The organism is Stenotrophomonas acidaminiphila (assembly GCF_014109845.1).
Lineage (GTDB): Bacteria > Pseudomonadota > Gammaproteobacteria > Xanthomonadales > Xanthomonadaceae > Stenotrophomonas > Stenotrophomonas acidaminiphila.
Genome location: NZ_CP043567.1, coordinates 1,189,936 through 1,216,592 on the forward strand (window position 1 = coordinate 1,189,936; position 26,657 = coordinate 1,216,592).

The following is a 26,657-nucleotide window of genomic DNA, read 5'->3' on the forward strand; positions in this document are numbered from 1 at the left end:
GGCAGGGCAGGGCCCTGCCCACGCGGTTGCCGCTACCAGCGCAGCCGGCGTCGAGCCATCTCCCGCCCCAACTGCTCCATCAGTTCGCGGGCGCGCGCGGCTTCGAGGAAATGCAGGCGCAGCGGCGGCGAGCCGAAAGCGCCGGCGGTATCCAGGGTGAGCGTGGCGGTGCCGAAGCAGTGGTCCAGCGGCGAGCGGTCCAGGCGCAGCGCCTGCAGCTTGTCCAGCTCGGCCACGCGCCACCAGCGGCTCCACCATCCGCCGCGTATCGCGACCCGCTGCGGGTCGATGCTGTAGCCCATGCGTGCGACCTGGCGATGCGCATTGAGCGCCGACCAGGGCAGCCACAGCAGGGGCAGCAGGCCCCAGGCGCCGAACTGGCGGCAGCCCAGTGCCGTGACCGCCGCGACGATGATCAGTGCCGGCAGGCACAGCCGCCACCAGCCGCGCATCGACACCGCCTGCCATTGCGCGGGCGGCCACTGCACGCCGGGCAGCAGATGCTGCAGCAGCGCGTCGCAGGCGGCGGGCGCGGCCACCGGTGCCAGCTCCTTCAGGGCCCGGCCCTCCTGCTCCTGGCCACCGCCGCTGGCGATGTCCACGCGCAGCTGGCGACGCCGGAACAGGCGGTGCATCACGCCTTCGCGCAGGGTCCAGGCCTGGATGCGGCGGTGCGCGACGCTGCTGCGCAGCCGGGTCAGCAGGCCGCGCTCGACGGTCAGCCGGCGCTCGGCCTCGCTCAGGCGGAAGCCGTGGTACTGCACGATCGCCAGGGCGATGGACATTGCCGCCATCAGCAGCAGCCCGATCAACAGGACGACGGCGACGGTGCCGGCCAGCGGCACGCTGTCCAGCTGCAGCTGGCTGGCATAGCCCATTGCCTGCCGGCCCTGGTCGCGGACGAAATCCTCCGCGACCTCGCGCGGGAACATCTGCCAGACGGCGCCGATGGCGGCGGCGGCCACCACCAGCGCGCGGTTGGAGATCAGCCCCAGCCGCACCAGTTCCGGCAGCGGCAGTGCGAGCAGCGTACCGGGAGCGGCCTGGGTACTGTCCGCGGCCAGCGGCACGCGGGTGCCGCCCTGGCGGATCAGCCGTTCCAGTTCCAGCGCCTGTTGCAGCCGCAGCACCCGCATCTGCGCTTCGGGCTTGTTGCCGGCGGCCGACTCCAGCCGCAGCTCGGCCACGCCGAACAGGCGGTGCAGCAGGTTCTGGTGCACGACCACGTTGTGGATGCGCGCGAACGGGATCTCGCGGCGGGTGCGCTCGAGGATGCCGCTGCGCACGGTCAGTGCGTCGTCACCGATCCGGTAGCGGTAGGTCAGGTATTGCAGCAGCGCGCTGCCGGCCATGGCCAGCAGCACCGCCAGGGTGACCAGGTGGAACGGCCACTCGCCGTCCTGGCGGCGGCTGCCGAAGACCAGCAGCGCCACCAGTGGCAGCAGGAACTGCTGCAGGTGCTGCTGCAGCTCGAACAGCCACGACCAGGGATGCAGGCGCTGCTCCCGGGGCTCGTCCGGCGTGTCGTGCAGGCTCACAGTGCGTCGTCGTGGTCGAGCTGGCGGGCGAGCCGGTCGCGCAGGCGCTCGGCGTCTTCCTGCGCCAGCCCGGCGATGGCGACGGTGTTCATCCGGGTGCCCGCGGTATGCACGACCAGGGTGGCCAGGTCGGCGGCGCGCTGCAGCGGGCCGCGGCGCAGGTCCAGGTGCTGCACGCGCGACACCGGCACGTGGCTTTCGCTTTGCCACAGGTGGCCGCGGCGCACGCCCAGCGCCTGCGGGTCCAGCCGCCAGAACGTGCGGCGATGGCGGCGCCAGCCGATCCAGGCCCCGCCCAGCAGGCCGACGCCGGCGGCGGCCAGCATGCTCGGCAGCCACCAGGGATTGCGCAGTACCAGCGACAGCACGCCGCTGGCCAGCAGCAGCACGGCCATCGATGCCAGCCCCGCGCCGATCGCGGCGAAGGGCGCGCCGCGGGCCGGCAGCGGCTGCCAGTCGTCCGTGGCGGAAGGCAGGGTGGGGAGGCTTGGCGGTTCGATCATGGCGCGACCATACAGGGCCGCCGGGAGGTCCGTCATCCGCGCGGCACGGCCACGGTCACTGCGCGGACATGATCAGCGCGTCGACATCCAGGTGGTGGCCGGCCCGCGCGGCCTTGGTGCGCAGGTACTGCTCGTTCTCGGGGGTGATCTGGCCGGTGACCGGGATGCAGCCCAGCACTTCGATGCCGGCGTTGCGCAGGTGCTGCACCTTGGTGGGGTTGTTGGTCAGCAGCTGGATGCGCTGTACGCCCAGGCCCCGCAGCATGGCGATCGCGCTGCCGTAGCGGCGCTCGTCGGCGCCGAAGCCCAGCTGCGCGTCGGCGTCGATGGTGTCCAGGCCCTCGTGCTGGTAGCCGTAGGCGCGCATCTTGGCGGCGATGCCGGTGCCGCGGCCCTCCTGGTCCAGGTACAGCAGGATGCCGCCGCCCAGTTCCTTGAGCGTACGCAGGGCGCGCCGCAGCTGGTCGCCGCAATCGCACTTGAGCGAACCGAACAGGTCGCCGGTCAGGCACGAGGAGTGCACGCGTACCGGCACCACCCCCAGCAGGTCGGGGCTGCCGACGATGACCGCGACCTGGTCGCGTTGGGCCACCCCGCCGCGGAACACCGCGAACTCGGTCATGCCGACATCGCGCAGCGGCACCGGCGAGCGCGTCACCAGCTCGTAGTCCTGGCCGGCCTGGGCGGCGCCGCAGCGCAGGTCGTCCAGGGCCAGGTGCAGGCAGCCGTCGAACGCACTGTCGCCGGCATGCAGGGGGGTCGAGACCAGTGCCGGCAGCAGCAGGCCCAGGCGCGCCACTTCGACGGCGGCGGCATCCAGGGCGTCGCCTTCGCTGGGAAGGCCGCCGGGTGAGGGTGTGTCGCGCAGGTAGGCCAGCGCCGCCAGGGTGTCGAAGTCCTGCCCTGCCAGTGCGATGCGGATGCCATGGGCGCTGTCGATGCCCAGCGTCCGCGCCCGCGGGCTGGTCAGGAACAGGTAGTGGCGGTCGTCCGCGGCCCGGGCGAACGCGGCGAAGCCGGCCGGCGAGGCGCTGTCCAGCGCCATCGTGGCCAGGCGGCGGTCGCCCTCGGTGATCACCAGCGGCCGCCCTGCACGCAGTTCGGCGGCGGCGCGTTCGCACCGGATCGCCGCGGTCTCGCCGAAGCAGGGAAGGGCGGCAGCGGGGGAGGGGGATGTAGCGTTCATCGGCAACCTAATGGGGTCGGCGTCCGGCGATTCAATCGATCGCGGGGGTGACGCAGTGTTGCAGGGGCATCATGCATGCGCATTCAATGCGGGTGGCGCTCGGTGGCGTACGGGTCGCTTTCGCCGCTGCCGGGCGGGCGCAGCGTGTAGCGCTTGTAGGTCCACTGGTACTGCGCCGGATCGCGCCGGGCGATGCCTTCGATGCCCGCGCTCAGCGTACCGGCGGCGACCTGCAGGTCGGGGTCGGCGATCGACGCCGGCGCCGGTTCCACGTGCAGGGCAAACTCGATGTCCGGGCCGGTCCGCTCGCACCAGGCATAGAGCACGGTGGCGCCGGTGCGTTCGGCCAGGCGGTTGACCAGGGTCATGGTCAGCGCCTGCACGCCGAAGAACGGAACGAACACGCCGTCGCCGTTCTTCGGCTGCTGGTCGGGCAGGATGGCGACCGTGCCGCCGTCCTTGAGCACCTTGAACAGCTGCCGCACCGCCGGGCCTTCGGCGCGCACCTGGCGCACGTTGTCGCCGCCACGGGCCAGTTGCAGGAAGGCGTTGCCAGCCGGGCTTTCGGGCGGGGCGTAGACGAAGGCGAACGGCCCACGCGAAGCCAGCCACTGGTTCAGCAGCTCCCAGTTGCCGTAGTGCGGGGCGACCACGATCACCCCCTTGCCGGAGGCTCGCGCCGCGTCGTACAGCGCCTGGCCATGGCGCTCGCGCAGGTGCCGGGCCAGGTTGCCGGCCGGATCGTGGGTCCACAGGTACAGGGTCTCCAGCGCCTGGCGGGCGGTGGTCCTGAGGATGTCGCGGTGCAGGCGCGCGCGCTGCGGCGCGGACAGCTCCGGGTAGGCCAGTTCGAGGTTGCGCCGGGTCACCCGGCTTTCGCGGGCATCCAGCCGCCGCCACAGCCAGGCCAGGCCGTCGGCCAGGGCGCGTTGCCAGCGCCAGGGCAGCGCGGTCAGTCCGGTGGCGAGGCGGTAGTACAGCGAGGCGGTGCGTTCCGGTTTCATCCGTGCAAGTTTAGCCCGCCGGGGTGGTGGACCTGGCTGCGCCGCCGCAGCGCCTGCCCGCAGCCGGCGCCGGGCGGTATATGGTGCGCGCTCCCCCTTGCCAGGAGCCCGCATGCTTTCCCTCATCCAGCGCGTCACCCGGGCGTCGGTCACGGTCGGGGAGGAGGTGGTCGGGCAGATCGGCCCGGGGTTGCTGGTGCTGGTCGGCGTCGAACCGGGCGACGACGAGGCGGCATTGGCGCGGATGGCCGAGCGCCTGCTGGGATACCGGGTTTTCGCCGACGATGCAGGCAGGATGAACCGTTCCCTGCGCGATACCGGGGGCGGCCTGCTGCTGGTCAGCCAGTTCACCCTGGCCGCCGACACCCGTTCGGGCATGCGCCCGGGCTTCAGCACCGCCGCGACGCCGGCCGAGGCTGAACGGCTATTCAACCGATTGGTGGCGATCTGCCGTGAAAAACACGCCGGCGGGGTGGAAACCGGCCGCTTCGGGGCCCATATGGTGATCAGCCTGGTCAACGATGGACCGGTGACCTTCCTGCTCAGACCCTGACGCGCCGTGAAACCACCGCCCGGCAAGCGTTATGCTGCGCTGGTATAATAGTAGGTTCTCTATCTTTCCCCAGCCGGTGGCGCGAGCACTACATGGCCAACGAACGTCCTGCCCAGCAGTCCGATATCAAACAACTGATCAGCAAGGGCCTGGAACAGGGCTACCTGACCTACGCCGAAGTCAACGATCACCTGCCCGACGACATGGTCGATCCGGAGCAGATCGAAGACATCATCGGCCTGATCACCGGCATGGGCATCGATGTCCATGAAGTGGCGCCCGATGCCGACACGCTGATCCTGAGCGATGGCAACACCGGCAACCGCGAGGTGGATGATACCGCCGCCGAGGAAGCCGCTGCCGCACTTACCGCACTCGACACCGAAGGTGGCCGCACCACCGACCCGGTGCGCATGTACATGCGCGAGATGGGCACGGTCGAGCTGCTGACCCGCGAAGGCGAAATCGCCATCGCCAAGCGCATCGAGGAAGGCCTGGGCCAGGTGCAGGCGGCGCTGGGCACCTTCCCGCCCGCGGTCGAGGCGGTGCTGGCCGACTACGAGCTGCACAAGGAAGGCAAGAAGCGCCTGGCCGAGATCATCGTCGGCTTCAACGACCTGGTCGAGGAAGAGCCGGCGCCGGCCGCCACCGACAGCGACGACGCGTCCGACGACGGCGATGCCGAGGCCGACGAGGACGAGGACGATGTCGGCGGCGACGAGGATACCGGCCCGACCGGTCCGGACCCGGTGGAAGTGGCCAACCGCATGGAGCAGCTGGCCAGCGACCTGGCCAAGTTCAAGAAGGCCCACGCCAAGGGCGACCTCAAGACGCAGGCCAAGCTGCGCGAGGAGCTGTCGGCGACCTTCGTGACCCTGAAGCTGCCGCTGCCGCTGACCGACGTGCTGGTGCGCCTGCTGCGCGACACCATGGGCCGGATCAAGGCCCAGGAACGCCGCGTGCTGCACCTGGCCACGGTCACCGCGCGCATGCCGCGCAAGGACTTCATCCGCTCCTGGGAAGGCAACCAGACCAACCTGGAATGGGTCGAGGACGCGATCAAGCGCAAGCAGAAGTGGTCCTCGGCACTGCGTGACGTCAAGGACCAGATCGTCGCCGAGCAGCAGGCCACGCTCGACGTGGAGAAGGAATCGCACCTGAGCCTGGACGAGCTGAAGGAAATCAGCCGGGTCATGGCCTATGGCGAAGCCAAGGCGCGCAAGGCCAAGAAGGAAATGGTCGAGGCCAACCTGCGCCTGGTGATCTCCATCGCCAAGAAGTACACCAACCGCGGCCTGCAGTTCCTCGACCTCATCCAGGAGGGCAACATCGGCCTGATGAAGGCCGTGGACAAGTTCGAGTACCGCCGCGGCTACAAGTTCTCGACCTATGCCACCTGGTGGATCCGCCAGGCGATCACCCGCTCGATCGCCGACCAGGCGCGCACCATCCGCATCCCGGTGCACATGATCGAGACGATCAACAAGCTCAACCGCATTTCCCGCCAGATGCTCCAGCAGTACGGCCGCGAGGCCACGCCGGAGGAGCTGGCCAAGGAAATGGACATGCCGGAAGACAAGATCCGCAAGGTGATGAAGATCGCCAAGGAGCCGATCTCGATGGAAACCCCGATCGGCGACGACGAGGATTCGCATCTGGGCGACTTCATCGAGGACACCAACGTGGAGTCCCCGATCGACAACACCACCAACATCAACCTGTCTGAAACCGTGCGCGACGTGCTGGCCGGCCTCACCCCGAGGGAAGCCAAGGTACTGCGCATGCGCTTCGGCATCGACATGAACACCGACCACACCCTGGAAGAGGTCGGCAAGCAGTTCGACGTCACCCGCGAGCGCATCCGCCAGATCGAGGCCAAGGCGCTGCGCAAGCTGCGTCATCCCAGCCGTTCCGAGCAGCTGCGCAGCTTCCTCGACATCGACTGACCGGCCTGCGGCCCCGCCGCGGCACCGAAGAGAAGGCCCCGCATCGCGGGGCCTTTTCGTTTTGTGGCGCCGCGCCATTACCGCGATGGCGACGGATGTTATCTTCGATGGGAATTGGATCGATCCAAGGAGCGGGCAATGGCAGTCGGGCAGGCGAAGTGGATGGTCGCGCTGGTGCTGCTGGCGGGCACGGCGGTGGCGGGCGAGAGTGCCGGCGAGCGCGCGCTGGCGGCGGTCGACCCGTTCATCGGCACTGGCGGCGAGGGCCACACCTATCCGGGTGCGACGGTGCCGCACGGCATGGTCCAGCTCAGCCCCGACACGCAGATCCGGTCGCGCAGGGACGGCTATGGCTGGGCCGCCGGCTACCGGCATGACGACAGCACCATCGTCGGCTTCTCGCATACCCACTTCTCCGGCACCGGCCACTCCGACCTGGGCGACGTGCTGCTGATGCCGCTCAGCGGCGAGGTGAAGTACGAGCGTGGCGACGTCGCCCGGCCGGGCAGCGGCTACACCTCGCGCTTCGACCACCGCAGCGAGCGCGCCGAGCCGGGCTACTACGCCGTCACCCTGGACGACTCCGGGGTGCGCGCCGAACTCACCGCCAGCGCGCGCGTGGGCATGCACCGCTACGCCTTCCCCGCGGACCGGCCGGCGCATGTGCTGGTCGACCTGCGCACCAGCATGTACGACTACCCGGGCAAGATCCTGTGGTCGCGCCTGCGGCTGCGTGCGGATGGCACCGTGACCGGTTACCGCCAGACCCGCGGCTGGGCGCCGGGACGTGAGCTGTACTTCGCCATGCGCTTCTCGCGGCCGCTGCGCGGTCATTCTTTCCTCGACACCGAAAGCGATGTCGTCTACCGCGGCTTCCCACCACCGGCGGACAAGGACCCGGGCGCGCGTGCGCAGATCGAGGGCCGGCAACTGGTCGGCAGTTTCGATTTCGGCCCCGGCGGCCGCGAGCCACTGCTGGTCAAAGTGTCGATCTCGCCGGTCAGCGAGGACAGCGCGATCGCCAACCTCGATGCCGAAGCGCCCGGGTGGGATTTCGACGGCATGCGCGCCGCCGCGCGTGCGCAGTGGGCGCAGGCGCTGGCGGCGGTGGAGGTGGACGCACCGCCGGCGCAGCGCACCGCGTTCTACACCGCGCTGTACCACAGCATGCTCGGCCCGACCCTGTTCATGGACAGCGATGGCCGCTACCGCGGCCCCGACAACGCCGTGCACCAGGCGCAGGGCTGGACCCACTATTCGACCTTCTCGCTGTGGGACACCTATCGCGCGCTGCACCCGCTGATGACCCTGCTGCAGCCGCCGCAGCGCAGCAGCGACATGGTCAACTCGCTGCTGGCCGCGCGCCGCGAAAGCCCCTACGGGATCCTGCCGGTATGGTCGTTCCACGGCCTGGAGACGTGGTGCATGATCGGCTACCACGCGGTGCCGGTGATCGCCGATGCCTACATGAAGGGCATCCGTGGTTTCGACGCCGACGAGGCGCTGCAGGCGATGGTCGCCAGTGCCGACTACGGCCCCTATGACGGCATCGCCCAGTACCGCGAACTGGGCTGGGTGCCGATCGACGAGGAAGGCGAGGCGGCGAGCAAGACCCTGGAATACGCCTACGACGACTGGAGCATCGCGCGGATGGCCACGGCCATGGGGCGGGACGATGTCGCCGCGGAATTCGCCAAGCGCGCCGGAAACTGGAAAAACGCCTTCGATCCGTCCACCGGCTTCATGCGCGCGCGCAGGCGCGACGGCCGCTTCCGCGAGCCGTTCGATCCCGCCGCCAGCAGCTACGGCAGCGACTACACCGAAGGCAACGCCTGGCAGTACTCGTGGTACGTGCCACAGGACGTGGCCGGGCTGGCCGCCGCGCACGGCGGCGCGGACAGGCTGCTGCAACGGCTCGACGACGTGTTCGATGCGAAGGTGGACCCGGCGGTGTTCGAGCACATGGAGGACATCACCGGCCTGATCGGCTGGTACGCGCACGGCAACGAGCCCAGCCACCACGTCGCCTACCTGTATGCCTACGCCGGCCAGCCGTGGCGCACCCAGGCCCGGCTGAAGCGGATCATGGACACCCAGTACGCGCCGCGCCCGGACGGCCTGGCCGGCAACGACGACCTCGGGCAGATGTCGGCGTGGTACGTGTTCACTGCACTGGGCTTCTACCCGGTCACGCCGGGCAGCAACGAGTACATCATCGGCCGCCCGTTCCTGCCGCGCGCCCGCCTGAACCTGCCCAACGGCAAGCACTTCACCCTCATCGCCGAGAACCTGGACGAGGCCCATCCCTACATCGGCAGCGCCACCCTTGACGGCAAGCCGCTGGACCGTGCGTTCCTGCGCCACGACGAGATCATGGCCGGCGGCGAGCTGCGCTTCACGATGCAGGCCACGCCCAACCGCGAATGGGGCACCCGGCCCGACGCCCGTCCGTACTCGCAGTCCACGCACTGAGCCGCGCATGCCCGAGCCGCCGGCGGTGGCCGCCTGCCGCGGCCTCCACTACACTTGCCCACCGGCAGCGGGCCTATAGCTCAACGGTTAGAGCAGAGGACTCATAATCCTTTGGTTCCAGGTTCGAATCCTGGTGGGCCCACCATCTGCTGATCCGACCACGTCCAGATCAGTCCGAATATCCTAGCAAAGTGGCTGTGCTCCGTGGCTTTCGTGTCCGGCCGGGTCCGGTGGTGTGCACCCCCATCCGGCTGGAACGTGAGTAACGGTGCGAGTAAGATGGCCGGAAGGTCTTCGCTTACTCACATACCGGTTACTCACAGCCATGTTGACGGACACCAAGCTGCGCAGCCTCAAGCCCCAGGGCAAGGTCTATCGCGTCGCCGACGCCAATGGGCTGTGCGTCGAGGTGAGGCCTTCTGGAGCCAGGATCTGGCGTTATCGGTACCGGTTCGCCGGCAAGGCGAACATGCTGACCATCGGCGACTACCCGGCGGTTTCCCTGGCAGAAGCTCGCGCCGAGCGGGACAAGGCCCGGGCCCAGCTCAAGAAGGGCATGGACCCGGCTCTCGTGGTGAAGATCGAGCGGGCGGCACAGGAGGAAGAGGCCGGCAATACCTTTGGCGCGCTTGCTAAGGAACTGGTGGCGCAACGGGCCAAGAAGCTGACCCCCGGGTCAGTCGTACGGGAGCGCCGGATGCTGGAGCGCGACCTGGGAAGCATCGCTGATCTGCCCGTTCGGAGCGTGACTGCGCCAATCCTGCTGAAAGCCCTCCGGAAGATCGAGGCCCGTGGAGCGGTTGAGACGGCACATCGGGCTCGCGCCGCCGCGGGCATGGTCTTTCGCTATGCCATCGCCACCGGCCGTGCAGAGAACAACCCCGCCCTGAGTCTTGCCGGTGCGCTGACCCCTACGAAAACCAAGCACTTCTCCAGCCTGACGGAGCCGGGGGAGGTGGCGAAGCTTCTCAAGGCCATCTACGGCTACCAGGGGTCGCCGATCGTGTCCGCTGCGCTCAAGCTCTCGGCGCTCCTATTCGTCAGGCCGGGCGAGCTCCGTGCGGCGCGCTGGGAGGATATCGATCTGGATGCTGCTGAGTGGCGTTACATCACCAACAAGACCCAGACCCAGCACATCGTTCCTCTGGCTGGCCAGGTCGTCGAGCTCCTGGAGGATGTCCGGCCCTATGCAAGGAAAAGCCGGTACGTCTTTCCCAGCGTGCGCAGCATCCAGAAGCCAATCAGTGAGAACACGATCAACGCTGCTCTACGGAACCTCGGGTTCGATGGCGAGATGATGACTGCCCATGGATTTCGGGCCATGGCGCGAACCTTGCTGGACGAGGTGCTTGGGTTCAGGCCGGACTTCATCGAGCATCAGCTTGCCCATGCGGTGCGGGATCCGCTGGGGCGGGCGTACAACCGGACTACCCACCTGGGAGAGCGCAAGAAGATGATGCAGGCTTGGGCCAACTACCTGGACGAGCTAAGGCGTGGCACGTAGGCCTCGATCCATGGTTGAATTCATGCGTCGTCGCCAACTTTGCTCGGTGGGCGCGGATCTTGTCCGGTGCTTAGGCGGCCGCTTCCGACCTATTCCGTTGAAAAACTCTGTTGAATCGGCCGGCTGATGCTGATTCACTGACGTCCCATCGATCGAGCGGAAGTTCACGCGATGATGGGACGTCAGGAAGTCGGCCAAGTGCCGCTGTTCTACGCCTTCAACCTGGAAGACCACGTTCCAGCGAACCATCTGCTCCGCAGGATCGATCAGTTCCTGGACCTCGGCGAGCTGCATCGGCACCTCGCCCCGCACTACAGCCACACCGGCCGCCCCTCCGTTGATCCGGCGCTGCTGATCCGGATGCTGATCGTGGGCTACTGCTTCGGCATCCGCTCCGAGCGCCGGCTGTGCGAGGAGGTGCATTTGAACTTGGCCTACCGCTGGTTCTGTCGGTTGGGGCTGGAGGATGCAGTGCCGGACCATTCGACCTTTTCAAAGAACCGGCATGGACGGTTCCGCAACAGCGACACGCTGCGCTTCGTGTTCGAGAAGGTGCTGGAGCGCTGCTTGGCTGAGGGCCTGGTCGGAGGCGAAGGCTTCGCCATCGATGCCAGCGTCATCAAGGCCGACGCAAACCGCCAGCGCGGTGTCCCGGGCAGCGATGCCAGCTGGGACCGGGAGTCGTCGCTCACGCGCCCGGTACGCGAGTACCTGGAAGCGCTGGACGCCGCAGAGGAAGCGCGTAAGCCTCCGAAGAACGTGTCGCTCACCGACCCGGCCGCGCAGTGGACCGCCGCGCCCGGCGGCCCGGCGTTTTACGCCTATTCGACCAACTACCTGATCGACACCAAGGCCGGCGTCATCCTCGACGTCGAGGCCACGCCCGCACACCGCACGAACGAGGTGAACGCCACCAAGGTCATGGTGGATCGCGTCGAGGAACGGTTCGAGATCAAGCCGACGCATCTGATCGGCGATACGGCCTACGGCACCGCCGAGATGCTGGGCTGGATGGTGGACGAGAAAGCGATCGAACCGCACGTTCCGGTGTGGGACAAGGCCGAGCGCAAGGATGGTTCGCTGGGACGTTCCGACTTCCGCTGGGAGGCCGAAGCCGACGAATATCGCTGCCCACAGGGCAAGCCGTTGCGCTCAACTGGCAAGCCTACGGCGGACGACACGCTGATCTATCGCAGCAGCGTCTACGACTGTGCCGGCTGCGAGCTCAAGTCGCGATGCTGCCCCAACACCACGCATCGGAAGATCGCCCGCCAGGTCAACGAATCCGCACGCGACGTGGCCCGCCAGTTGGCATCAACACCTCGATACGCACGATCGCGGCGACATCGAAAGAAGGTCGAGATGCTGTTCGCACACCTCAAGCGCATCCTGCGGCTGGATCGCTTGCGGCTTCGGGGCCTGAAAGGTGCCCGCGACGAGTTCCTGTTGGCGGCGACTGCGCAAAATCTGCGAAGAATGGCGGCGTGGTTGATGCCGAAAGGCCCGGAAGCAGGAATTGCGGTGCCGATCTAAGGCATGGGGCGCTTGCGCGCCCCCATTTGCTTCATTGCGGATCGAACAAATCCGCTTCCGGCTGCCTGGTCACGTGACGCCCCTGCTCCGGGACCGAGTTTTTCAACAGAATAGGCCGAGAGCGGACGCACCACCTCATACTTCCAGGCTTTTGGGCCTTTTCTGGCTCATGGGGACTGACTCACTGGCGATTTCGTCCGAGCGTGAGTGGATAATGCGCAAAGAGTCGATCTAAGAAAATCTCAGCCACATATCACCTCGTTGAAGCCAGTAGGGTCTGGCTTTGCGCAAGGGCACAGCGCTCCTTGTGCACCTTGAAGATGGATTCCTTATGAGTGACAGGTCCGAGGCGGTCTACTGCGTTCTTGTAGTAGTCGCGGCGGCTCTGGTGAGCGTCGCCAGATGCGTCAGCTGCAAACGCCCAAGATTTCCGTAATCCAACCCGCGACAGACCACAAGGCCCGGCATTCGCCGGGCCTTGTGCGTTTATGCCCAAGAGTTAGGAGAAGAAAGATGCACCTGGTTGAAACAATGGCCTATGCCGGCGAACGACCGTGGCACGGGCTCGGCAACAAGCTTGCGCCGCAGCAGCCCATCGAGGTCTGGAAGCGCGAGGCCGGGATGGACTGGTCGATCGAAGAGTCCGAAGTCCGCTACGTGGTCGGGAAGAACGGGATCGGGGCCATCAACGCTTTCCCGGAACAGAAGGTCCTGTACCGGTCAGACACGCAAGCCCCGCTGTCCGTCGTCTCCAAGCGCTACAAGGTCGTCCAGCCGGGGGAAATCCTGGAGTTCTATCGCGACCTGACCGAGGTCGGCGGCTTTGAGCTGGAAACGGCCGGCGTACTGCGCGAAGGCCGTAAGTTCTGGGCCTTGGCCAGGACTGGGCAGAGCACGGTGCTCAAGCGGAAGGACCGCGTCGAAGGCTACCTGCTGCTGGCCACGGCCTGTGATGGGACGCTGGCCACCACAGCCCAGTTCACCTCGGTTCGGGTCGTGTGCAACAACACCTTGGCCATCGCACTGGGCAGCAATGCGGGCGTCGTGAAGGTGCCGCACCGCAGTCAGTTCGACCCCGACGTGGTGAAGCGTCAGCTGGGCATCACCGTATCGACCTGGGATTCGTTTGTGGCCCAGATGAGGGCGCTGGTTGAGACCCCGGTAGACCCGGACTCGGTGGACGGACTCCTGCGCCGGGTGTTGACATACCCCAACCCGGACGGGCAGGGAGTCGCGGTCAACGAGCAGGCCTTCACGGTCGCCCGTGCGCTGTACGACGGCGCGGGCAGGGGGTCGGAGCTGTCAACGGCCAAGGGGACAGCCTGGGGCGTCCTGAGCAGCGTGACGGAGTTCGTTGACCACCACCGGCGTGCCAGGAGCGACGACCACCGCAGGGATGCGGCATGGTTCGGGGCGGGCGCCCAGATCAAGCAACGGGCCTGGGACGAAGCCATAAAGCTGGTGGCCTGAGCGATGGACGTCGATCAGCTCGACGTTGCGTACATCGCCATAGGGGCCAAGCAAGCACTGGACAAGAGTGGGGCTCCGTACGCGAAGGTCCCGTTCCAAGGGGAGTTGGGCTACGTCCAAGCATGCATCGATCAGGCTGAGCTTCTGACTCGGGCCTGGCGCGCATGTAGTGAGGTGTTCCCCGGTGTCTGGTGCTACGAGGTGGCCGAGCCCTTCGGCGTGGCCTTCGGCAAGCACCTCCTGGCCGGAGGTGGTCCTGAGAGCGCCCAGAGCATCCTCAACGGGGTGCTGGCCTCAGCGATGGCGACAACCCCGGTGTAGGTTCCGTCTCTGTCAAAGCTACCCATAAGCCCGGCCTCCCCACGGAGGCCGGGCTTCTTCGATTGGAGGATTGGAAATGAGCAGATCAGCGGCGATTCGTCTGGTCGACACGCGCTCGATGGAGCGTGAGGAGTGGTTGGAAGTCCGCAATCGCGGCATCGGGAGTTCCGATGCTGCCGCTGCGGTGGGGCTCTGTCCCTACAAGAGCCAGCTTGAGCTCTGGATGGAGAAGACCGGGCGGACGACCCGGGATGATGAGCCCGGCCAGGACAGTCCCATGTACTGGGGCACCCTGCTGGAGCCACTTGTGGCCGGTGCGTATACCGAGCAGACCGGACGGAAGGTCCGCCGGGTCAACGCGGTGCTTCAGCATCCGACCTACAGCTTCATGCTGGCCAATGTCGACCGGGAGGTGGTTGGCGTTCCGGACGTGCAGATCCTGGAGTGCAAGACGGCCGGGGAGTTCGGCTCACGACTCTGGCGGGATGGCGTGCCCGAGTATGTCCAGATCCAGGTCCAGCACCAGCTGGCCGTCACCGGCAAGGCGGCCGCAGACGTGGCCGTGCTGCTCTGTGGCCAGAAGCTGGAGGTGCACCGAATCGAGCGCGACGAGGACGTGGTCTCGCGCCTGATCGTGCTGGAGGCCAGGTTCTGGGAGTACGTGACCCAGGATACCCCGCCCCCGGCGGATGGCAGCGAGTCTGCCGCCCGGGCCCTGCGCAGCTTGTACAGGGGCAACGACACCAGCCTCGACTTCAGCGAAGACGCCGAACTGTCTGCCACCTTCGACGGGCTGGTACTGCTGCGTGACGAGATCGCCCAGATGGACAAACGGGCCGAGCAGATGCGCCAGCAGTTGGAGCAGTCCATGGGCGACGCCTCTCGGGCGATCTTTCCGAGTGGTGAGATCACCTACCGGCGTTCCAAGGACGGCACGAGTGTCGATCTCAAGCGGTTGACCGAGGCCCACCCGGACCTGGTGGCTGAGTTCATCGTCGCCCGACCCGGATCCCGGCGGTTCCGGCTCGTTCCCCATCAAACCCAAGGAGCATGACCATGCTGAAAGGCTTGGCGATCACCCCGCCCGTGGTCGGGCGGATCTCAATCGGCCGCATGGTCGAGCGCAACGGCAAGCGCCTGCCGGAGAAGGATGATCAGTTCACGCTGACCAGTCAGGTACAGAACCGGGAAGGCTGGGTGCTGCATCCGCTGGACGAGGCCCTTCGCAAGGAGGCCGGAGGCAAGCTGCGCTCGATCCCGGTGCGGCTGCTGTTCAACGACCCGGGACTGAACCTTCGTGCCGACTACTCGCTCTTCGACCGGACGACCGGCAGGCCGGTCTGTGTCGGCAACGGGGAGACCAGCCGGAGGATGGGCAAGGACGGCATCACCCAGGAGGTATGCCCTGGCCCGGATGGTTGTCCATTCGCCATGGGCGAGTGCAAGGCCTACGCCCGCTTGAACGTCAGGGTCGGGGACGAGGACGAGTTGGGGAGCTTTGTGCTCCGCACCACGTCGTACAACACGATCCGGACGCTGGCAGCCCGCCTGGCCTACTTCGATGCCGTCTCCGATGGGCGCCTAGCCTGCATGCCGCTGGAACTTAAGCTCCGCGGCAAGTCCACGACGATGAGCTTCAGGTCGGCGATCTATTACGTCGATCTGGTGGTCAGGTCGGGCCTGTCGTTGGAGCAGGCCATCGGGGAGGCGAGGGCGCTCGATCAGGCCCGCAAGGACGCCGGCTTCGATCAGGCGGCTCTGGACGAGGCCGCCAGGCTCGGCTTCGCCAACGGCGCCTTCGAGGACCTGGTAGAGGACGTGCCGGCTGTGGTGGAGGAGTTCTATCCCGGCGAAGCGGGTGTGGCCGGCAACGGCGTCCCAAGCGGGCCGTCTGGCGGCAGCTTGCAGGACAGGCTGGAGAGCAAGGTCGCCCGGATCGCGGGCGGTTAATCGTCAATCAAGAGGAGGAAGACCATGCTGAAGGCAATTGGTGGGGCCGTGGTGTACGGCTTCGCCCTTTACGGACTCAACACCTTCATGGAGAAGGTCAAGGTCATGCAGTGCGTCAAGCGACAGCCGGATCCGGAGGACGCCGGTCAGGTGGCCGGGCAGGAGGGTGTCCACGGCGCGTAGTGGGGGCTCGTCGGAACTGCCTGGCTTGCGGGCAAGGCAGGGCAACGTGAGGGAAAGGAGCAAGGGGGCGGAACCGCGCCCCTTCTCTGTTGTCGTCGAATCAGGGCACGAAAATTCATCGAGGAGAACCAGATGGAGTCACCACCCATGAGCTTGCCCCTGCTGTACGTTCGAAGCGGCGCGCGATCCTACAAGGTTGCCAGCGCCGACGAGGTCTTGGGGGCGGCCCGCGCCGTCGTCGGGCAGAGGATGCAGCGAGGGGCCGCCTTTTCGGACCCCCAGACCGCCAAGGCCTTCTTCCGCGACAAGCTGGGCGGGTTGGGTCAGGAGGTTTTTGCTGCTGCCTTCCTGGACACCCGTCACCGCTTGGTCGGGTACGTGGAACTGTTCCACGGAACCATCGACGGAGCCGAGGTCCATCCGCGGGAGGTGGTGCGTCACGCGCTCCGCTGCAACGCCGCAGCGGTGATCGTGGCGCACAACCATCCGTCGGGCTTGGAAGAACCATCAGCTGCGGATCGCGCGGTGACCGAGCGACTCAAGCAGTCGCTCGCCCTGGTCGACGTGCGCCTGATTGATCACGTGGTGGTCGGTGGACTGCAGACTGTAACCCTGGCGGAACGTGGCTGGCTTTGATGGCCACACGCGAGAACCAGTGGGAAACCGGATCGACTTTCCTGCCAGCCAATAGGGGCTGGCAGGATGTGGTCGGATCCTTTTTTATTTGGGTATCCGGATTTTAGTGTGGGAAGACCGCACTAGCCCTTCTTGTCTGACAGCTCTCGTTCGGTAGGTTTCTGGTATCGCAAGGCTTACGCGCTTTTAGCCTTCAGTGTGGGCTTTGTCTGGCGCATGTCGGTGCAAGGAAACAATCAGTGGCAGGTCACCTTGCCCCCGGCTCGAACTGGGGTTTGAGGCGCAGTGGAACGGAAAACCGGGTTAAGCCACGCGCCTAGCTCCCGTGCAGAGAATCGATCAGCGGGCACGACACAGTGCCTCGCTGCGCATGGCACTCGTTGACCAACCGTGACAGCACCGCTTCGATTCGCGTCAGGTCCGCCATCTTGGTGCGCACGTCGGTGAGCTGGAGCGCAGCCAGCTCGGCGGCTTCGCTGCAGTGAGTGCCGTCCTCAAGCTGTAGGAGTTGGCCGACTTCGTCCAAGTTGAACCCCAGCCGCTGGGCGGATTTCACGAAACGCACCCGCGCCACGTCCGCCGATCCGTAGCGGCGAATACTGCCGACGGGCCGACCTGGTTCTGGCAATAACCCCTTGCGCTGATAGAACCGGATGGTCTCCACGTTGACCCCAGCGGCCTTGGCGAAAGCCCCGATGGTCAGTGTTTGCGGATCGTTCACCATCGCGCTTGACTCCGTACTTGACTACGGAAGTAACCTTAGCGCATCACGCAACGTCTCGGAAGGAGATCCCTCACATGGCAGACCCCAGCAACGGCCGCGGTGCACTGGCCGCCGGTGGCCTCGCCGCCATCCTCGCCTCGACCTGCTGCCTCGGTCCGCTGGTGCTGATCACGCTGGGTTTCTCCGGCGCCTGGATCGGCAACTTGACCGCGCTGGAACCGTACCGGCCGATCTTCATTGGCGTGGCGCTCGTGGCGCTGTTCTTCGCGTGGCGTCGCATCTTCCGGCCGGCTCGCGCCTGCGCGCCGGACGACGCATGCGCCGTGCCCCAGGTGCGGACGGCCTACAAGGTGATCTTCTGGATCGTCACCGCCCTGGTGCTGATCGCGCTCGTGTTCCCCTACCTCATGCCCCTGTTCTACTGAAAGGAGATTGCCATGAAGAAACTCGTCGCATTGCTCGCTCTGACCGTTGCCCTCAGCGCTCCCGCCTGGGCCGCCACCAAAACCGTCATGCTGTCGGTGCCGAGCATGACCTGCGCCACCTGTCCGATCACGGTCAAAAAGGCGCTGACCAAGGTCGAAGGCGTCATCGAGGCCAAGGTGACCTGGGAGCCCAAGGAGGCGGTGGTAACCTACGACGATGCCAAGACCACTCCGGCCGCGTTGACCAAAGCCACCGAGAACGCCGGCTACCCGTCTACCGTCAAGAAGTGAGCACACGCTCATGACCGAGGCGATCACGCTGCACATCGGTGGCATGACCTGCGGGTCGTGCGCCGAGCACGTCAAGCAGACCTTGGAAAAGGTGCCCGGCGTGCGTTCGGCCTCAGTGTCCTACCCACAGCGCCGGGCCGAGATTGAGGCCAGCGTAGGTACCGCCGCGGACGTGACCTCGCTGGTCGCGGCGGTATCCGCACTCGGTTACCGAGCGCAGCTTGCCGATGCGCCGGGGCAACCCAGCGACCTGCTGAACAATGCACAAGAGCGGCTGGGCGGCGAACCAAAGCGCGAGGACGATGAGGCTGCACTGCACGTGGCCGTGATCGGCAGCGGCGGCGCGGCGATGGCGGCGGCGTTGAAGGCCGTCGAGCAAGGGGCGCGTGTGACGCTGATCGAGCGCAGCACTCTCGGCGGCACCTGCGTCAACGTCGGATGTGTGCCGTCCAAGATCATGATCCGCGCTGCCCACATTGCGCATCTGCGTCGCGAGAGTCCGTTCGATGACGGCATTGCCGCCGCCTCGCCGAAGATTCTGCGTAAGCGCTTGCTGGCTCAGCAGCAGGGGCGCGTCGATGAACTGCGCCACGCCAAGTACGAAGGCATCCTGACGAGCACCCCGACCATCACCGTGCTGCGCGGCGATGCCCGATTCAAGGATGCGCACACGCTGACCGTGGCAACCGCTGACGACGGGATGCGCGAGGTGAGTTTCGACCGCTGCCTCATCGCCACCGGGGCCAGTCCGGCGATTCCACCGATCCCGGGCTTGAAAGACACGCCCTTCTGGACGTCGACCGAAGCGCTGGCCAGCGACACGATCCCCGATCGGCTGGCCGTGATCGGCTCGTCGGTGGTGGCCGTCGAACTCGCGCAGGCCTTTGCCCGGCTGGGCAGCAAGGTGACCATGCTGGCGCGCAGCACACTGTTCTTTCGCGAAGACCCCGCCATTGGCGAGGCCATCACGGCCGTGTTCCGCGCCGAAGGCATCGAAGTGCTGGACCACACCCAGGCCAGCCAGGTCGCCTATGAGGATGGGGAATTCGTGCTCACCACCGAACGCGGCGAACTGCATGCCGACCGGCTGTTGTTCGCCACCGGCCGCACCCCAAACACCCGCACGCTCAACCTCGACGCGGCCGGTGTGGTGGTCAATGCGCAAGGCGCCATCACCATCGACCACGCGATGCGCACTACCGTGCCGCACATCTATGCCGCCGGCGACTGCACTGACCAGCCGCAGTTCGTCTACGTCGCGGCGGCGGCCGGCACCCGCGCTGCAATCAACATGACGGGTGGCAACGCGACGCTGGATCTGACGGCGATGCCGGCGGTGGTGTTCACCGACCCGCAGGTCGCCACCGTGGGCTACAGCGAAGCCGAAGCGCACCACGACGGTATCGAGACCGACAGCCGCACGCTGACGCTCGACAACGTGCCCCGGGCGCTGGTCAACTTCGACACGCGCGGTTTCATCAAGCTGGTTTCGGAGGCCGGTTCGGGACGACTGATCGGCGTGCAAGCGGTAGCCCCGGAAGCAGGCGAGCTGATCCAAACCGCAGTACTGGCGATTCGCAACCGCATGACGGTGCGAGAGTTGGCCGACCAGTTATTCCCCTACCTGACGATGGTCGAGGGGCTGAAACTCGCGGCACAAACCTTCACCAAGGACGTAAAGCAACTGTCCTGTTGCGCGGGGTAGTGGCTGGGCCTCTTACCTATGCTTCATCGGCTGAATCACAAATTCAGGCTGAAGCGCCGCCTCTTGCACAATGGGCTGAGGACTATTCGAAATACCCCTCTTCGAGTAGCCGCGCCAGCGTCGGGAGATAGGGGCCGTACTCGACCACGCGCGTGATCTTCTTCTTGCGCGTTGCCGCCGTGGTCATCCGCTGGAACACGAAGTCCGTGGTCATTGGGTCGTCGTCATCGACCAACACGGTTTCGATAACCGAGCCATCCTTGCGCGCCTTCTTGTCGTAGAGCATGCGCGCCCGAAGCACCTCGAAGCTGTAACCCCTGCCCATGCGGTTCATGTCTTTGGCCACTCGGTTGACTGACTCAGTATAGGCATTGGTAATCGGCTGCTCGAAGTAGGCGAAGATTTCGTCGTGCCAGTTGTGCACGGCGGTGGTCAGGTCCTTGAACGTGGCCGCCAATTCGGTCGGAATATTGGCCTGCCACTTCGCGCAGGCGGCTTCTACTGCTGGGCGGGTCTTCTGATCCCAGATCGACAGAAATCCTTCCTTGAGCGCGTGGGCTTCGCTTAGGAGCGGGAACTGTTGGAACCATTCCCGCATCCGGTCCATATCTCTCCCTGTCAGGTCGTGCTGCCGCTTGAGCAGCAGGAACCGCTCGTCCTTGAGTTTGAGGCGCTGCCGGGTGGACAAATCCTTGCGAATGCGCTTGCGCAGCTTCTCCAGCGCGTCGTTCGCCATGCGCTGGATATGGAATCGATCGACCACGATCCGGGCCTGTGGCAGCGTGGCGCGCACCACCTGCCGATAAACGTGGTACATGTCCATCGCCACCCACTCGACCGAGTCCTTGTCCCGCAGGTCGCGGAAATAGGGCATCAACTCGGCTTTGGCCCGGCTGGGGCGGATATCGAACACGGTCTTGCGCTCGACGTTGGTGATCATGGCCCGGTACTGGCCGATGATCTTGAGCTCGTCGATACCCAGCACCCGCGAGCGCATCGGGCAGAACGACTGGTCGCTCACGCCGGGGCGTTATGTCGGCGTAGCGGTGGTCACTGAAGATGACGAAGAAGGGTTTGCCGAGCGGATGCGGGCCATCCATGACGAGCTGGCAGAGTTGGATGAGAAGGCATCCGAGCTTGCGGCGACCATCAGCCAGAACTTCGAGGAGTTGTTCGCGTGAGTGACAGTGTACGAACGATTCGAGACATTGCTATTGGCGTTTACGACGGCCCGCATGCAACGCCAGAGCTTCATGAAGAGGGTGCAGCAGTATTCCTTGGAATTCCTAACATTTCGGCAGATGGCAGAATTGACCTAGCCACTGCCCGGTGGGTTGCCGATCGTGACCTTCCGAGATGGAATCGTCGCGTGACGCCGCAGGCGAATGACATCGTTTTCACCTATGAAGCAACTTTGAATAGGTACGCCATCATCCCCGACGGCATGAGTTTCACGTTGGGTCGTAGAACCGCATTGATACGCCCGGATCCAGAAAAGATCGACTATTGCTATCTGTTCTACTACTTCTTCGCGCCGAGATGGCGGGCACAGATTGAAGCAAAAACGATGACGGGCGCGACGGTTGATCGGATTCCGTTGACGAATTTTCCAGGCTTCGAGATTTTTGTTCCTTCGTTGGGAGAGCAGCGAAGAATAGCTGCAGTACTGTTCGCTTACGACGATCTCATCGCCACTAATCAGCGCCGCATCGCCCTTCTGGAAGACGCCGCCCGTCGCCTATATCGAGAATGGTTCGTGCATCTACGCTTTCCCGGCCATGAGACCGTCACGGTGGTGGATGGCGTGCCGGAGGGTTGGGCACGCAAGACCTTGGGTCAAATCGCGCCGCTCAAGTACGGCAGGGCGCTTAAAGCTACGGAACGCAAGGATGGACAGGTGCCTGTATATGGCTCAAGTGGGGTTGTCGGTAACCATGATCGTGCGCTCGTGGATGGGTGCGCCATCGTAGTCGGGCGCAAAGGCAATGTGGGCAGCCTGTACTTTTCGCCCGAGCCCTGCTTTCCGATCGATACGGTGTTCTTCATTGATCCCGAAGCGTCGACGTTCTATTTATTGCAAGCCCTGAGCAACCTGAACTTCATCAGCAGCGATGCCGCTGTGCCTGGTTTAAATCGAAACTACGCACATTTGCTGTCATTGCTTGTGCCAGCCGGTGAAGTTGCTGCTTCCTTCGAAACATTAGTCGCACCGCTGTATTCGCAAGCATTCCAATTGGAAAGGCAAAAAAAGAAACTCGCCAGAGCCCGCGACGCCCTGCTGCCCAAGCTGATGAGCGGACAACTGGACGTCTCCGGCATCCCGCTACCGCAGCCGGAAGCGGCGTAGCCCGGAGGGCGATTTTGCCAAACATCAACGAATACATTAAGGTTTAGGCGCATCAACACCCGGAGCCCGCCATGCCCATCACCTCACAGGACATCGTGCCCTTCAACAAGGCTCGCGCCGACCTGACCCGGCTGGCCGATGAAGTCCGCGCCGGCCACGAAAAGATCATCACCCGCAACGGCGAGAGCTATGTGGCGCTGGTGGATGCCCGCAAGCTGGACTACTACCACCGTCTGGAGCGCGAAACGCTGGCACGAGCCAACTTTCAGCTTGGCCTGCTGAACGACGTGACCGCCGGTTTGCAGGACATTCGCGCGGGCAAGCCCGGCATCCCGGTGGAGGAGGCCAGGTCGCGGTCGCAGACCCGGCTGGACGCGGCCAGGGCCGCACGCAAGACGGACGCCTGACGCATGCAGGTCGTCCTGGGTGCGGCCTACGAGCGCAGACTGGACGAGGCCGTGGCGCACCTGATCGGCGTTGGCGCGGATGCCGCGGGGCAGCAGCTGCTGGACGACGCCTATGACGCCTTGCCCAAGCGCCTGGCTCAGGCGCCGCGCATCGGGCGCGAATTCATCGCCCACAACCCTGAAGCGCCGGAAGTGCTTGCCGCTTGGACAGCCGTGCGCGAGCTGCTGGGCGATGACATCGAACTGCGCGAGTACATTCTGGAAGAGTACCTGGCGCTGTATGCCATCCATCGGGACTGCATCCATCTGCTGACGCTGCGCCATCACCGCCAGTGCGGCTTCGACTTCAGCGAGGCGTAAGGCGATGAACGCACGGGGGGATTACAGCGAAGACGGGATGATCCAGAAGGATGCCGCCGCAATCCTGGGTGAGCTTGGCTGGTCGTCGGTCCATGCCCAGGCCGAGACCGAGGACAGGCCGCATCTCACCGGGCGTAGCAATTTCACCGAGACGGTGCTCACGCCCGACCTGCGCGCCGCGCTGGAGCGGCTCAATCCCGGCTTGCCCGAGGAGGCCTACCGGCAGGCCATCGACCAAGCCACTACCCACGACCACGCCAAGACCCTGGTCGCCATCAACCAGGACAAGTACGAGCTGTTGCGCAACGGCGCGCTGGTCCGGTTCAAGGATGGCGCCGGGCGAGCCGTGGAACGCCGCCTGCGGCTGGTCGATTTCGTCGATCCGGACAACAACAGCTTCAAGGCCGTTCGCGAGCTGTGGGTGCGCGGGAGGAACTACCTGCGTCGCGCCGACCTGGTGGGCTTCGTCAACGGCCTGCCGCTGGTGTTCGTCGAGCTCAAGCGCTTCGACGTGGACTACCACGACGCCTACAAGAAGAACTACCGCGACTATCGCGGTACCGACGAATCCGGCAAGCAAGTCGCCATCGAGGGCAGCATCGAGCAGCTGTTCCACTGGAACCAGTTCGTGGTGTTCTCCAATGGCCACATCGCCAGGTACGCCAGCATCACGGCCACGTCCGAGCATCACTACCAGTGGAAGCGGCTGGACGAGGACGATCCGGAGCCGGGAAAGAGCACGATGCAGCTTCCCCTGCTGCTGCGCGGAATGATGGACAGGGCGCGGCTGCTGGACATTATCGAGAACTTCATCCTGTTCGACGCCAGCGAGGGCGCCCTCGCCAAGATCGTGGCCCGCAATCACCAGTATCTGGGCGTGAATCGCGTCATTGCACGGCTGCAGTCGGACGATGACAAGGTGAAAGCCGAGCTGGCGACGGGGCAGCTCGGCGTGTTCTGGCATACCCAGGGCTCGGGCAAGTCGTACTCCATCGTATTCCTGAGCGAGAAAATCCGGCGCAGGGTGTCGGCGGGCTACACCTTTGTTGTCGTCACTGATCGCAGCGAGCTGGATGGCCAGATCGCCGGCACCTACACCCATTGCGGGCGCGCACACGCCAAGGATGACCAGGCCCAGAGCGGTGCGAACCTGCGGGCCATGCTCCGCGACAGCAACCGCAGCTATGTCTTCACCCTGATCCAGAAGTACCGCGAGCGCGTGACCGAACCCTATTCGGAGCGTGACGACATCATCGTCATCAGCGACGAGGCGCATCGCAGCCAATACGGACGGCTTGCCCTGAACATGCGCAAGGGGTTGCCCAATGCCAAGTTCATCGGCTTCACCGGCACGCCGCTGATCGAAGCGGCGGAGAAGCAGCTGACCCGCGAAGTGTTTGGCGACTACGTCTCTGTCTACGACTTCCAGCGTGCGGTCGCTGATGGCGCGACTCTACCGCTGAAGTATGAGAACCACGGTGAGAAGCTGGAGATCGTTGATGACGACCTCAACGAGAAGATCACCCGCTACATAGAAGAGGCCAGGCTCGATTCCACGGCGGAAGATCCGTGGACGGACGAGAAGGAAGACAAGCTCTACCGGAAGCTGGCCAGGGAATACACCATCTTCACCTCGCCCACGCGCCTGGAGGCGGTGGCGGAGGATTTCGTCAAGCACTACTCGCAGCGCCGCAATGCGGTGTCCGGTGGCAATAGCAAAGCGCTAGTGGTCTGCATCGACAAGATCACCTGCGTGAAGATATACGACCTGGTCGCTGACAAGTGGAAGGCGCTGAGCGACGCGCTGGAGGCGGACCTGCTCGCCGATGAGGCGACCTTCATTGCCAAGTATCCGCAGCGCCCCTTGCCCAGGATCCTGCAGCAAAAGCGCGAACGCCTGGAGTGGATGCGCGAAACAGAATTCTGCGTGGTGGTGTCCAGCGAGCAGGGCGAGGTGGAGGAGTTCAGGAAGTGGACCAACCACCGAGGTGAGCCGCTCGACATCGCGCCACATCGGGCAAAAATGACGTCGCGCAATCTGGAACAGGAGTTCAAGAAGGCCGAGAATCCGTTCCGGGTCGCCATCGTCTGCGCGATGTGGCTGACCGGCTTCGACGTGAAGTCACTGGCCACCCTCTACCTGGACAAGCCGATGCAGGGCCACACCCTGATGCAGGCGATTGCCCGGGTGAACCGCGTTGGAGGGGGAAAGGCCAACGGTCTGATCATTGACTACAACGGCATGATCAAGAGCCTGCGCAAGGCTTTGGCGACGTTCGCCCAGGGCGACCGCGACGGCAAGGTGGAAGTCGGCGAAGGTGAGGACCCCGGGTATCTGGAGGACGACGCCGAAGGGATTGCCGAGTACGCCGCGAGCATCGAGCATGCGGCCGAGTTCCTGGCGGACCTCGGCTTCGAGCTGCAGGACGTGATTGATGCCCAGGGGATGGACAAGGGCGAGAAAGTCCTGGGGGCCTGCGATCTGCTTGCGGCCAGCAATGAGCGGCGCAAGACCTTCATGGTGATCGTGGAAGACGTCGCGGCCAAGTATCGCGGCCTGTTTCCGAATCCCGGCCTGTTCGCCTATGACGAGCAGGAGAGCGCCCTCAACGCTATCTACAACAAGCTGCAGGCAGCGCGCACGTCGCCGGATATCACCAAGCTGCTGCAGGGCTTCTATGACGTAGTGGACCTGGGCATTGGCCTGGAGCAGGGGGCCAGCAAGGTGCCTGCCCAGTTCGACCTGAGCACCATCGACTTCGACCGATTGCGGGCGGAGTTCCAGAACATCAAGCAGAAGAACCTGGTCGCGCTGAACCTCATAGAGAAGATCGAGGAAGGGCTGAAGGCCATGGTGCTGGAGAACCCGACGCGGATCGACTTGTACGAGAAGTCCCAGCGCATCGTGGCCGAGTACAACACCGACAAGGATGAGGCCGAGATCCAGAAGGTGATGGGGGAGCTGTTCGCCACCCATGACGAGATGGACGAGGAAGCCCGGCGTTTCCAGCGGGAGGGACTGGAGACCGAGCAACAGCTCGCCGTATTCGACCTGCTGCGGAAGAAGTCACTCGGCCGGAAGGATCGCGAGGCGATCAAGAAGTCGGCCGTCGAACTGCTGGCAAGGCTGGAGGAGCGCAATCTGCTGATGGGCCACCTGCGCGACATGGCAGCTAAGCAGGCGCAGTTGCGTCACGAGATCGAGAACCACCTGTGGGACAGCGGAATGGCCGACATGGGCTATTCCGAAGACGAGGTGGTGAGCAAGGGCGATGCCGTGTTCGCCTATCTGTTTGCAGGTGCTGCCAGCGGCAGTGTGCGGTTGCTTCACTGACGCGTGTCAGTAGGCATCTCTCAGGCCTAGGCCACCGAACGTCTGCTGTGCTGTTCAAGCCAGCCGCTCTCGCCATCCAAGTTCAGTACCACGAAGAACAAGTAAAAGTAATTTTCTACCTGCGTAACACTACCCTATGAGCAGGGGTGGGCTCGGTGATTGGTAGTTCGCAGTAATCAGTACTGGATTGTCTCATAGTGATAGGGGGGGCAAAGCCTTCGCGCACTTACCGTTTCCAACGAATCACTTCAATTGCTCAAAGACC

Annotated in this window: 24 protein-coding genes, 1 tRNA gene and 1 pseudogene; 20 read left to right on the plus strand and 6 right to left on the minus strand. The window is 65.1% G+C overall.

All coding sequences use genetic code 11. The annotated features are described in order from the left end of the window. Window positions 1-32: 32 nt before the first annotated feature. From F0P95_RS05410 to F0P95_RS05425, 4 genes are all read right to left on the minus strand, one after another. Window positions 33-1,538, minus strand: a complete 1,506-nt coding sequence (locus F0P95_RS05410; protein ID WP_425515910.1) for a PH domain-containing protein — start codon at window positions 1,536-1,538, stop codon at window positions 33-35. Continuing rightward, the gene (locus F0P95_RS05415; protein ID WP_232528820.1) at window positions 1,535-2,041 is read right to left on the minus strand and encodes a PH domain-containing protein; all 507 of its coding nucleotides are present in this window, start codon (window positions 2,039-2,041) and stop codon (window positions 1,535-1,537) included. The genes F0P95_RS05410 and F0P95_RS05415 overlap by 4 nt, the downstream gene beginning before the upstream one ends. 55 nt (window positions 2,042-2,096) lie before the next feature. Continuing rightward, entirely contained in the window at window positions 2,097-3,227 is a 1,131-nt protein-coding gene (gene ribA / locus F0P95_RS05420; RefSeq protein ID WP_182335982.1) for a GTP cyclohydrolase II RibA, read from the minus strand. Between the two features lie 83 nt (window positions 3,228-3,310). Further along, entirely contained in the window at window positions 3,311-4,231 is a 921-nt protein-coding gene (locus tag F0P95_RS05425; protein WP_182335983.1) for a lauroyl acyltransferase, read from the minus strand. Between the two features lie 112 nt (window positions 4,232-4,343). Between F0P95_RS05425 and dtd the strand changes: the two genes are divergently transcribed. From dtd to radC, 12 genes are all read left to right on the plus strand, one after another. Beyond that, on the plus strand, window positions 4,344-4,784 hold the full coding sequence (dtd, locus tag F0P95_RS05430) for a D-aminoacyl-tRNA deacylase (RefSeq protein WP_182335984.1): 441 nt from the start codon (window positions 4,344-4,346) through the stop codon (window positions 4,782-4,784). 92 nt (window positions 4,785-4,876) lie between these two features. Further along, window positions 4,877-6,730: an RNA polymerase sigma factor RpoD gene (gene rpoD, locus F0P95_RS05435; RefSeq protein WP_182335985.1), complete on the plus strand. Its 1,854-nt coding sequence runs from the start codon at window positions 4,877-4,879 to the stop codon at window positions 6,728-6,730. A 138-nt stretch (window positions 6,731-6,868) separates the two neighbouring features. Continuing rightward, entirely contained in the window at window positions 6,869-9,202 is a 2,334-nt protein-coding gene (locus F0P95_RS05440) for a GH92 family glycosyl hydrolase (RefSeq protein ID WP_182335986.1), read from the plus strand. 69 nt (window positions 9,203-9,271) lie between these two features. Continuing rightward, a tRNA-Ile gene (locus F0P95_RS05445) sits at window positions 9,272-9,347 on the plus strand. Between the two features lie 180 nt (window positions 9,348-9,527). Continuing rightward, complete coding sequence (locus F0P95_RS05450; RefSeq protein ID WP_054659492.1) at window positions 9,528-10,706, plus strand: tyrosine-type recombinase/integrase; 1,179 nt, start codon at window positions 9,528-9,530, stop codon at window positions 10,704-10,706. Between the two features lie 171 nt (window positions 10,707-10,877). Then, complete coding sequence (locus F0P95_RS05455) at window positions 10,878-12,239, plus strand: IS1182 family transposase (RefSeq protein ID WP_054662344.1); 1,362 nt, start codon at window positions 10,878-10,880, stop codon at window positions 12,237-12,239. Between the two features lie 513 nt (window positions 12,240-12,752). Continuing rightward, window positions 12,753-13,709, plus strand: coding sequence for a DUF932 domain-containing protein (locus F0P95_RS05460; protein ID WP_054660642.1), 957 nt, complete (start codon window positions 12,753-12,755; stop codon window positions 13,707-13,709). Between the two features lie 3 nt (window positions 13,710-13,712). Then, window positions 13,713-14,030 carry a hypothetical protein gene (locus tag F0P95_RS05465; protein ID WP_054660644.1) on the plus strand — a complete coding sequence of 106 codons (318 nt, stop codon included), beginning with the start codon at window positions 13,713-13,715 and terminating at the stop codon, window positions 14,028-14,030. Between the two features lie 76 nt (window positions 14,031-14,106). Further along, window positions 14,107-15,084: a YqaJ viral recombinase family nuclease gene (locus tag F0P95_RS05470; protein WP_057506632.1), complete on the plus strand. Its 978-nt coding sequence runs from the start codon at window positions 14,107-14,109 to the stop codon at window positions 15,082-15,084. Window positions 15,085-15,086: 2 nt separating this feature from the next. Next, entirely contained in the window at window positions 15,087-15,980 is an 894-nt protein-coding gene (locus tag F0P95_RS05475) for a recombination directionality factor (protein ID WP_057506631.1), read from the plus strand. A gap of 24 nt (window positions 15,981-16,004) precedes the next feature. After that, window positions 16,005-16,163 (plus strand): hypothetical protein, encoded by a 159-nt coding sequence (locus tag F0P95_RS05480; protein ID WP_158499998.1) that lies wholly within the window; start codon window positions 16,005-16,007, stop codon window positions 16,161-16,163. Between the two features lie 147 nt (window positions 16,164-16,310). Beyond that, complete coding sequence (gene radC, locus F0P95_RS05485) at window positions 16,311-16,799, plus strand: RadC family protein (RefSeq protein WP_232528822.1); 489 nt, start codon at window positions 16,311-16,313, stop codon at window positions 16,797-16,799. 316 nt (window positions 16,800-17,115) lie between these two features. Here radC and merR read toward each other — a convergent pair whose 3' ends face one another. Beyond that, on the minus strand, window positions 17,116-17,523 hold the full coding sequence (merR, locus tag F0P95_RS05490) for a mercury resistance transcriptional regulator MerR (protein WP_012480188.1): 408 nt from the start codon (window positions 17,521-17,523) through the stop codon (window positions 17,116-17,118). Between the two features lie 74 nt (window positions 17,524-17,597). Between merR and merT the strand changes: the two genes are divergently transcribed. The 3 genes from merT to merA are packed head-to-tail and all read left to right on the plus strand — an operon-like array spanning window position 17,598 to window position 19,944. Next, window positions 17,598-17,948 carry a mercuric ion transporter MerT gene (gene merT / locus F0P95_RS05495; protein ID WP_019183730.1) on the plus strand — a complete coding sequence of 117 codons (351 nt, stop codon included), beginning with the start codon at window positions 17,598-17,600 and terminating at the stop codon, window positions 17,946-17,948. A 12-nt stretch (window positions 17,949-17,960) separates the two neighbouring features. Next, window positions 17,961-18,239: a mercury resistance system periplasmic binding protein MerP gene (gene merP / locus F0P95_RS05500; RefSeq protein ID WP_054660980.1), complete on the plus strand. Its 279-nt coding sequence runs from the start codon at window positions 17,961-17,963 to the stop codon at window positions 18,237-18,239. A 10-nt stretch (window positions 18,240-18,249) separates the two neighbouring features. Further along, a complete protein-coding gene (gene merA / locus F0P95_RS05505; protein ID WP_057506629.1) occupies window positions 18,250-19,944 on the plus strand; it encodes a mercury(II) reductase in 1,695 nt (564 codons plus the stop codon). An 82-nt stretch (window positions 19,945-20,026) separates the two neighbouring features. Here merA and F0P95_RS05510 read toward each other — a convergent pair. Then, window positions 20,027-20,932 (minus strand): annotated as a pseudogene (locus F0P95_RS05510) (ISL3-like element ISStma11 family transposase); the annotation flags it as partial. Between F0P95_RS05510 and F0P95_RS05515 the strand changes: the two are divergent. The 5 genes from F0P95_RS05515 to F0P95_RS05535 all read left to right on the plus strand — a co-directional run bounded on the left by F0P95_RS05515 (window position 20,901) and on the right by F0P95_RS05535 (window position 26,392). Further along, complete coding sequence (locus tag F0P95_RS05515; RefSeq protein ID WP_182337077.1) at window positions 20,901-21,125, plus strand: SAM-dependent DNA methyltransferase; 225 nt, start codon at window positions 20,901-20,903, stop codon at window positions 21,123-21,125. The pseudogene F0P95_RS05510 and the gene F0P95_RS05515 sit on opposite strands and share 32 nt — an antisense overlap. Further along, a complete protein-coding gene (locus tag F0P95_RS05520) occupies window positions 21,122-22,291 on the plus strand; it encodes a restriction endonuclease subunit S (protein WP_182335987.1) in 1,170 nt (389 codons plus the stop codon). Before F0P95_RS05515 ends, F0P95_RS05520 begins: the two co-directional genes overlap by 4 nt. A gap of 71 nt (window positions 22,292-22,362) precedes the next feature. Continuing rightward, window positions 22,363-22,698 carry a type II toxin-antitoxin system Phd/YefM family antitoxin gene (locus F0P95_RS05525; protein ID WP_054659966.1) on the plus strand — a complete coding sequence of 112 codons (336 nt, stop codon included), beginning with the start codon at window positions 22,363-22,365 and terminating at the stop codon, window positions 22,696-22,698. A gap of 3 nt (window positions 22,699-22,701) precedes the next feature. Beyond that, window positions 22,702-23,058, plus strand: a complete 357-nt coding sequence (locus tag F0P95_RS05530; RefSeq protein ID WP_054659968.1) for a hypothetical protein — start codon at window positions 22,702-22,704, stop codon at window positions 23,056-23,058. Window positions 23,059-23,062: 4 nt separating this feature from the next. Further along, window positions 23,063-26,392, plus strand: a complete 3,330-nt coding sequence (locus F0P95_RS05535; RefSeq protein WP_182335988.1) for a type I restriction endonuclease subunit R — start codon at window positions 23,063-23,065, stop codon at window positions 26,390-26,392. The last annotated feature ends 265 nt before the right edge of the window (window positions 26,393-26,657 follow it).